This is a genomic window from Streptomyces sp. NPDC001068 (assembly GCF_042897315.1).
GTDB lineage: Bacteria > Actinomycetota > Actinomycetes > Streptomycetales > Streptomycetaceae > Streptomyces.
Genome location: NZ_JBIAYD010000009.1, coordinates 160,838 through 169,598, shown reverse-complemented (window position 1 = coordinate 169,598; position 8,761 = coordinate 160,838). Strand labels below are relative to the sequence as shown.

4 protein-coding genes are annotated in these 8,761 nt (G+C 74.1%); 3 read left to right on the top strand and 1 reads right to left on the bottom strand.

Annotated features, from left to right (window positions below; all coding sequences use genetic code 11):
* The first annotated feature begins 41 nt into the window (after positions 1–41).
* Both ACFY3I_RS25410 and eccCa read left to right on the top strand, forming a co-directional pair.
* Positions 42–440 (top strand): YbaB/EbfC family nucleoid-associated protein, encoded by a 399-nt coding sequence (locus ACFY3I_RS25410; protein ID WP_390862917.1) that lies wholly within the window; start codon positions 42–44, stop codon positions 438–440.
* A 22-nt stretch (positions 441–462) separates the two neighbouring features.
* Positions 463–4,476 (top strand): type VII secretion protein EccCa, encoded by a 4,014-nt coding sequence (gene eccCa / locus ACFY3I_RS25405; RefSeq protein WP_390862916.1) that lies wholly within the window; start codon positions 463–465, stop codon positions 4,474–4,476.
* A gap of 427 nt (positions 4,477–4,903) precedes the next feature.
* On the opposite strand, the gene ACFY3I_RS25400 is transcribed toward eccCa, so the two are convergent.
* Positions 4,904–5,563 carry a sigma-70 family RNA polymerase sigma factor gene (locus tag ACFY3I_RS25400; protein WP_390862914.1) on the bottom strand — a complete coding sequence of 220 codons (660 nt, stop codon included), beginning with the start codon at positions 5,561–5,563 and terminating at the stop codon, positions 4,904–4,906.
* Positions 5,564–5,768: 205 nt separating this feature from the next.
* Between ACFY3I_RS25400 and ACFY3I_RS25395 the strand changes: the two genes are divergently transcribed.
* A complete protein-coding gene (locus ACFY3I_RS25395) occupies positions 5,769–8,600 on the top strand; it encodes an ATP-binding protein (RefSeq protein ID WP_390862912.1) in 2,832 nt (943 codons plus the stop codon).
* The last annotated feature ends 161 nt before the right edge of the window (positions 8,601–8,761 follow it).

The window sequence follows — 8,761 nt, the reverse complement described above, 5'->3', positions numbered from 1 at the left end:
CCCCCGAGCGAACAACGGCCCCCAGAAAGGCGGATGCCCGTATGCCCGAGTACGAGCACGTCGACTTCTCCGAACTGGCCAACCGCACCCGGCGCATGCAGGGCACGGTGGCCGACGCACAACTGGACCTGCGCAACGTCGAGGCCACCGGCCACAGCACGGACGGCATGGTCAGCGCGACCGTCTCCGCCGACAGCCGGGTGGTGGACCTCAGGATCGACCCGTCGGTGATCGACCCGGACAACCCGGAGCGGCTGACCCGGCTCCTCGTCGAGGCCATCGGCAGCGCGCACGACACCGCCACCGAGCAGCGCGCCGAGGTCATGTCGGGCATCACGGGAGGCCTCCAGGACATCCTGGCCGGGCTGAACGGCGACCGGAACGAGAAGAAGAGGCCCTCCGTCGTACCGCGCTTCCCCGAGCGCCGTACCCGCCCCTGAGCACGACCGACGAGGAGATCTGATGTCCCGGGTCATCTTCCACCGGCCCGCCAGGGTCGTACCGCCCCCGCTGCCCACCGACCCGGTGGTGCTCTCCGCGCCGCCGCAGCCGGTCGGCAAGGACAGCAACGGCGGCTGGCTGATGCTGCTGATGCCCCTGCTGTCCAGCATCAGCATGGCCGCCTATCTGATGTCCGGCGGGCGGCGGATGCTGGTCCTGCTGGGCATCGCGTTCGTCGTGCTGTCCATCGGGGTCACCGTCGGGGTACGCATGCAGATGCGCGGGCAGGCCCGCAGGCAGAAGCTGCGCGCCCGTGACCGCTATCTGGACCATCTGGTCGAGGTGCGGCGCACCGCCCGCCAGGTGGCGGAGAACCAGCGGACCGTCGCCGCCTGGCAGTTCCCCTCGCCGCACCGGCTGTGGGCGATCGCCGCCCAGCGCCGCCGGGTGTGGGAGCGCCGGGTCACCGACCCCGACTTCCTCAGGGTGTCGGTCGGCTCGGGCGACGCGCCGCTGTCCACACCCGTGCGGATGTCCACCCGCAACGACCCGACGGTGGAGTACGACCCGCGGGCCAAGACGGCGGCCGACCGGCTGGTCGAGTCGATGTCCGTGGTCGGGGACCAGCCGGCCGTGCTGGACCTGACGAAGGCCGGTGTGGTCAGTGTGCTCGGACCGGCCAAGGCCGCCCGGGCGACCGTACGAGCCATGCTCTGCCAGATCGCCGTCCTGCACGCGCCGGACGACGTGGGCATCGCCGTCGCCACCGGCGGCGAGGACTGGAACTGGGCCAAGTGGCTGCCGCACACCCATGAACCCGACACCACCGGCGAGGCCGGCGTGGTGCCGCTGGTCGCCGAGGACTTCGAAGGCATCGCCGACCACCTCCAGCAGGCCCTGGAGGCGGCCGCCCAGCAGCCGTCCCGCCGGCTGAACCTGGCCGAACGGGACGGCCCGGACACCCGCCGCCGCCTCGTGGTCGTCCTCGACCGGTACCTGCCGCGGGCGGCCTGGGCCCGTTCCCCGCTCGCCGCCGAACTTCTCGCGGCGGCCGGTCCGCAGAGCGCGATCACCGTCATCTGCCTGGTGGAGCAGGAGAACGACGAGCCCACCCGCGCCGACGTCCGGGTGCGCCTGGACGCACAGGGCCTGGTCACCGTCGAGGGCCGCCGCGCCGACCCCCGCTCGGCGGTCGGGTCGGCCGTCGCGGCCCGCGCGGAGCTGCCGCTGTGCGAGGCCGTCGCCCGGGCACTGGCCCCGCTCCGGCTGTCCGCGGAGGGCGAGGAGATCCTCGCCCAGACCATGTCACTGCCCAGCATGCTCGGCATCGCCGACCTGGAGAGCTTCGACCCCGAATCGCTGTGGGTCCGTGCGGAGGACGAGGACGTGCTGCGCATGCCGGTCGGCTTCGACAGCGCCGGCCGGCAACTCGTCCTGGACCTCAAGGAGTCCGCGCAGGGCGGCATGGGTCCGCACGGCCTGGTCGTCGGCGCCACCGGCTCCGGCAAGAGCGAACTGCTGCGGACCCTGGTCACCGGACTGACCATGACCCACTCGCCGGACCTGCTCAGCCTGGTCCTGGTCGACTTCAAGGGCGGCGCCACCTTCGCCGGCGTCACCGACCTGCCGCATGTGGCGGGCCTGATCACCAACCTGGTCGACGAGGTCGCCCTCGTCGACCGGGTCAAGGACGCCCTCGTCGGCGAACAGCAGCGACGGCAGAGACTGCTCCGCGACGCCGGCAACATCGACAACGTCCGCGAGTACCAGCTGCGGCGGGCCGCCGGAGCCACCGGACCCGACGGCCGCCCGCTGGAGCCGCTGCCGTATCTGCTGGTCATCGTGGACGAGTTCGGCGAACTGCTCGCCAACCGGCCCGATTTCATCGACCTCTTCGTACAGATCGGCCGGGTCGGCCGCTCGCTCGGCATCCACCTGCTGCTCGCCACCCAGCGTCTGGAGGAGGGGCGGCTGCGCGGCCTGGAGGCCAACCTCTCCTACCGCATCTGCCTGCGCACCTTCTCTGCGGCCGAGTCCCGGGTCGTCATCGGCACCCCGGACGCCTACCGGCTGCCTCCGATCCCCGGCTCCGCCTACCTCAAGGTCGCCGAGACGGTCCTGGAGCGGTTCCGGGTCGCCCACGTCTCCGGGACCCACCTGTCCGCGGAGCAGCGCGCCCTCGCCGCCGGACCCCCGCCCACCGATCCCGTGCACTTCGCGCTCCGGGTGCCGCCCGATCCCGACGCGGAGCCGGAGGAGGAGCGTGAGCGGGTCCGGCCCATGCTCGACGGGCCGAGCGAGATGCAGGTCATCGCCGGACGGCTCGGCACCGCGGGCCAGTCCGCCCACCAGGTGTGGCTGCCCCCGCTGCCCGGCGCGCTGGCCCTCGACGACCTCACCGGACCGGTCCTGGTCCACCCGGAGCGGGGCATGTCCGCCGACTGGTGGACCCACAAGGGCGCGCTGCGCACCCCGGTCGGCGTCCTGGACGTACCGCTCCAGCAGCTCCAGCAGCCGCTGGTGCCCGACTTCGCCAAAGCCGGCCACCTCGCGGTGGTCGGCGCTCCGCAGTCCGGCAAGAGCACCTTCCTGCGCACGCTCATGCTCTCCACCATGCTCACCCACACCCCGGCCGAGGCGCAGTTCCTCTGCCTGGACTTCGGCGGCGGGTCGCTCCAGCCCTTCGAACGGGCACCGCACGTCAGCGGGGTGGCCGGCCGGCACGACCCGGCCCGCGCCCGGCGCGCACTGGCCGAGGTGCACCAGCTGATCGCCGAACGGGAGCGGCTCTTCCGCCGCCTCGGCATCGACTCCGCCGACGAGTTCCGGCGGTTGCGCGCCACCGACCGGCTGCCCAAGGGCGTGCGGTCCGCCGACGTCTTCCTCGTGATCGACAACTGGGGTGCGATCCGAGGCGAGATGGAGAACATCGACGCGGCCGTCCTGGACATCGCGGGCCGCGGCCTCGGCGTCGCCGTCCACCTGGTCCTGACCGCGGGCCGCTGGGGCGACATCCGCACCGCGCTGCGTGACGCCTTCTCGGCCCGACTCGAACTGCGCCTGAACGACCCCGGTGACTCCGAGATCAACCGTCGTGCGGCCCGCGCCTTCGGGCTCTCCACCCCCGGCCGTGGCATGGCGCCGCCCGGCATCCAGTTCCAGGTCGCGCTGCCCCGGCTCGACGGCAGGGACACCGCCGACGGCCTCGCGGACGCGCAGGAGGAGGCCATCGGGAAACTCGCGGCCTCCTGGTCCGGCCCGGTGGCCCCGCCGATCCGGATGCTGCCCGACCGGCTCACCGCCGCCGACCTGGCGGGCCGGATCCGCGAGGACGGCACCGTGCCGGGCGTACCGATCGGCATCGCCGAGACCGACCTCGCCCCGGTCCGCCTGGACCTCACGGACGCCGACCCGCACTTCCTCGTCCTCGGGGACGCCGGCTGCGGCAAGTCCACTTTCCTGCGCGGCTGGATGAAGGGGCTGGCGGCCCGGCGGTCGGCGTTCGACGCGCGGTTCGTCGTCGTCGACTACCGGCGGGCCCTGATGGGCGCGGTGGACGAGGAGTACATCGGCGCCTACATCGGCGACGCCAACGCGGCCCAGGTCTACGTCGGACAGGTCGTCGCCAAGCTCACCGAGCGGCTGCCCCCGGCGAACGTGACCATGGAGCAGTTGCGCACGCGCGACTGGTGGACCGGCCCCGAGTTCTATGTCGTCGTCGACGACTACGACCTGGTCGCCAACGGCCGTACGTCTCCGCTCAATCCGCTCCTGGACTTCCTGCCGCAGGCGCGTGAGATCGGACTGCACCTGGTGGTGGCCCGCCGGGTCGCCGGCAGTGCCCGCGGCTCGATGTCCGAGCAACTCCTGACCCGTGTGAAGGAGTTGGGAACCGCGGGCCTCGTCATGTCCGGCGATCCCCGGGAGGGCGTGGTGCTCGGCAGCGAGCGGGCGGCGCACCGTCCGCCCGGCCGCGGTGTCCTGGTCGGCCGCCAGGCACCGCCGACGCTGGTCCAGCTGGCGCTGGACGCGTGAGCCGGAACCCGGCGGGACGGAGAGCGAGCGGGAGACTTCCTCTCCGCGGAACCCCCGTCCCGCCGGGTGAGCGCCGCCCTCCGCGACACGGCCACGCGCACGCGCACGACGGCCGCGGCAGCCGGCCCGTGGTGCCGGACGCGCTGTCGCGGAACCGCCCCGCCCTCCGATGCCCCTTCACCGTGACGCGGGAACGCCCACCGCCCCGCGACCGCCCGTGGGTACGGGGGCCGAGGGGCGGTGGGCGTTGCGGACCGCGAAGGACACGGAGGGAACGGACCGCGAAGGACACGGAGGAACCGGGTGTGCCCGGGGACGGTGCCCCCGGGGTGCCTTCGCCGGCCCCGGCGTAACGAGTCAGTGCGGGTGGACGGTGCCCCCGGTGTACCGGATCAGTGCGGGGCGACGGTGCCCCCGGCATTCCGGGTCAGTGCGCGGCGACGGCGGTCCGCGTGGCCGGACGCACGCCCGGGTGCCGCGGCGCCGGGACCGCGAGGCCGTGCCGGGCGCGCAGGGTCGTCCCGTTGCGGTCTCCGAGCGCCTCGCGCAGGGCCCGCAGCGCGTTGTGGGTGCGCGACTTGACCGTGCCCTCGGGGACGTTGAGCACCTCGGCCGCGTGCCGCACCGGCCGGTGCAGGAAGTACACCTGAGCCAGCACCGCGCGGTGGGTGGCGGACAGGTCGGCGAGCGCGGTGCGCAGCACCTGACGGTCCAGGACCTGCTCCAGCGGCTGTGCCGCCACCGGCATCGACTCCAGCGGGTCGTCCTCCACCTCGGTGGGGCGTGCGGAGCGGGCCCGCAGCATGTCGATCGCCAGCCGCCGCGACACGGTCAGCAGCCAGGGCCGTACCGCGCGCGGGTCGGCGGGCAGGGTGTCCAGGTTGCGCCAGGCCCGGAGCATGGTCTCCTGGACCAGGTCCTCCGCCGTCTGCCGGTCGCCCTGGGTCCAGCCGAGCAGACTGCGCATCAGGGAGCCCTTGTTGACGTCGTAGATCATCCGCATCCTCTGCTCCGGGGTCCCCGGGGCGGGGGCCGTCGCGGACGCGGTGGTGTGTGCCTGTGCCTCGGGTGCCGGTGCCGTCGTCATGAGCCGCCCCATCTGTTGCCGACCGATGGAACGAGCCTCTTGCAGCGCCGCCGCGGAGACATCCGTGAGCCTCACTGAGATCCGGGAGGCTCCGGGGACCACCGGGCAGGTGAGCCGCCGGTGCCGGTGTCGGTGAGGCTGCAGTTTCCCAAGGCGTCATCTGAAACGGAGTGGGACCTCACGGAGAGCCTCTACAGTCATGCGCATGCTCGGGCAACAACTGCACCCGGTGATCGGCAGGGAAGCGGAGCGGGCCACCTTGGACCAGCTGGTCTCCGATGTCGCCGCGGGGCGCGGCGGGAGCGTGCTGATCGAGGGCGAGCCGGGTATCGGCAAGTCGACTTTGCTTGCGCACGCCCTGGCCAAAGCTCGCGCGGCCGACTGCGAGGTCTCCACCGGCCAGTGCGACGAACTCGGCGGGAGACTGCCGCTCTCGGTGATGAGCCGGCTCCTCGGGGTCGAGGCCGGTTCGCCCGACCCGCGTCGCGCGGAGGCCGCACTCGCCCTGGAGCAGCCCCAGCAGGCGACGGGCTGGACGATGCGCCTGCTCGCCGGGGACCCGGTGGTGGCCGCGACCGAGCAACTTCTCGTCCTGGTCGATCGGTTGTGCTCGACCGGCCCCCTGGTACTGGCCGTGGAGGACCTGCACTGGGCCGACGAGGCGAGCCTGCTCATGTGGCGCCGCCTGTGCCGGGCCTCGGTCCAGCTGCCGCTGCTGGTCGTCGGCACCTGCCGCCCGGCGCCTGGCCGTACGGAGTTGGAACCGCTGCGCCGTGACCTGCGTTCGCGGGGCGGGCAGTTGCTCTCCCTGGACCGGCTGCCCGAGGAACGCGTCACCGAGCTGGCCACGCTGCTGGCGCGCGGCGAACCCGGACCCGTGCTCACCGAACGGCTGCGCTCCGCGGCGGGCAACCCGCTCTACGTGCGGGAACTGCTGGACGCCCTGGCCCGCGTCGGCGCCCTCAGCGCCGCGGACGGCCGGGTGGAGCTGACGGCCGCGGGCCGCGACGTGCAGCAGCTCACCGAGTTGCGGGACGTCATCGCGGACCGGCTCGCCGGGCTCTCCACCGACACCCAGGAGGCGCTGCGCGCCGCCTCGCTGCTCGGGCCCGAGTTCTCGGTGCGGGACCTGGCGGCGGCGGTGGGGCTCGGCCCGGGCTCGCTGCTCGCCGTGGCGGAGGAGGCGCTCGGCGCGGCCGTGCTGGAGTCGGCCGGTTCCCGCCTGCGGTTCAGACACGGCCTGCTGAAGGAGGTGCTCCACGAGGCCATACCGCCCGCCCTGCGGACGGTGTTCCTGCGGCGCGCGGCCCAGGAACTGATGGCCTCGGGCGCCCCCGTCGAGCGGGTGGCCGAGTTGATCCTCCCGGTCCTGGACACGGCCGAGGACCAGGAGTGGGCATGGCTCGCGGACAACGCGGAGCGCCTGGTCGTACGCGCCCCGGTCGCCGCCGCCGAACTCCTCGAACACGCCGTGCGCCAGGCGGCCTTGGACGATCCGAGGCTGCCCGTCCTCACCGTGCGACTGGCCGCGCTCTACTTCCGCATGGGCCCGCTGGACCGCGCCGAGGAACTGGCCCGCACCGCGCTGCGGCAGACGTCCGACCCCGAACTGCTCGGCCGGGTCAGATGGCTGCTGAGCACCATCGGGATGCGCACCGGCCGCTACGAGGCGGTGGTCGACAACTGGCGTGCCGCCACCGACGACCCGCGTGTCGGCCCGGTCTGGCGGGCCCGGCTGCTGGCCCTGGTGGCACTGGCCCGCCACCTGCTCGGCCAGATCGACCGGGCCGGGCCGGCCATGACCGAGGCGCTGGACGCGGGCCGGAAGCTCGGCGACCCGACCGCCGTCGGCTACGCCCTGCACGCCGCCTCCGTGATCCGCAGCTGGCACGGTGACCAGGCCGGCGCACTGGCCCTGAACGACGAGGCGCTGGCCGAGGTCGGCAACGATCCCGACCTCGTCGACCTGCGGCTCATCCTGCTCGGCAAGCGGGTCACCGACCTGGACGGCGTCGACCGCCTCCAGGAGGCCGAGGAGGCGCTGACCCAGGCCCGTACCCTCGCCGAACGGGTCGGGGCCACCCGGCTGTCCATGACCCTCGTGCAGGGAGCCGAGCGCTACTACGAGCACGGACGCTGGGACGACGCGCTGGCCGTACTGGACGAGGTCACCGACCTCCCACCGCTGTGGCGGCTGGCCCGCAGGGGCCTGAGAGCGCTGATCGGCGCCCGCCGCGGACAGTGGCAGGAAGCGGCCGCGCTGCTCGACGCCCCGGGCGGCGGCCGGCACCCGGGTCAGGGACCCGTCGCCGCCGGACACCTGCTGCTGGCCCGCGGCCTGGTCGCCGAGCGGGCGGGCCGGCTCCCGGAGGCCGTCGAGGTGCTCGCGGAGCTGATGGCCGACACCTACGCACACGACGTCGGCAACCATCCGGAGTGGCTGCCGGCCCTGGTACGGCTGGCACTGGCCGCCGACGACCGGCCGACCGCGGCGGCGGCCGCCGACGCAGCCCGCCGGGCCGCGGACCGCCGGCCCCGGCCGCGGTCCCGGGCCGCCGCCGACTGGTGCTCCGGGCTGCTCGACCAGGACCCGGCCCCGCTGCTCACCGCCGTCGGCTACCACCGCACCGCCGACCGGCAGCCCGATCTGGCCAATGCCCTGGAGGACCTGGCCGTGGTCCGGGCCGGGGCCGGGGACCTCGACGCGGCGCGCGCCGCGTTCGGCGAGGCCCTCGCGGTCTGCGCCGAACTGGGCGCCGACTCGGACGCCCGCCGGGCCGCGGCCCGGCTGCGCCCCTGGGGCGTGCGGGCCGGAAGCAGGGCCGCGCACGTGCGTCCGGCCTTCGGCCGGGAGGCGCTGACCGCCACCGAACGGCGCGTCGCCGACCTGGTCGCCGAGGGCCTGTCCAACCCCGACATCGCGACCCGGCTGCTGCTGTCGCGGCGCACCGTGGAGACCCATGTCTCCCACATCCTCACCAAGTTGCAGGTACGGTCCCGGCGCGAGGTCGCGGCCGCCCCGCCTTCCGCGCCGTAGCCCGTCCGCAGTCGTCGGCACCGCACACAACGTAGGGAACCGGCCCGCCGGCCGACAGGTCCCCGTTCGGGGATCTGGGCCCGTCCTCGCGGCGCGGCCCTACGGTGACCGTGCGGAGTGCACGCCGCAGGTGCCGTGACGCCCGAACCCGCCCGGCGCCA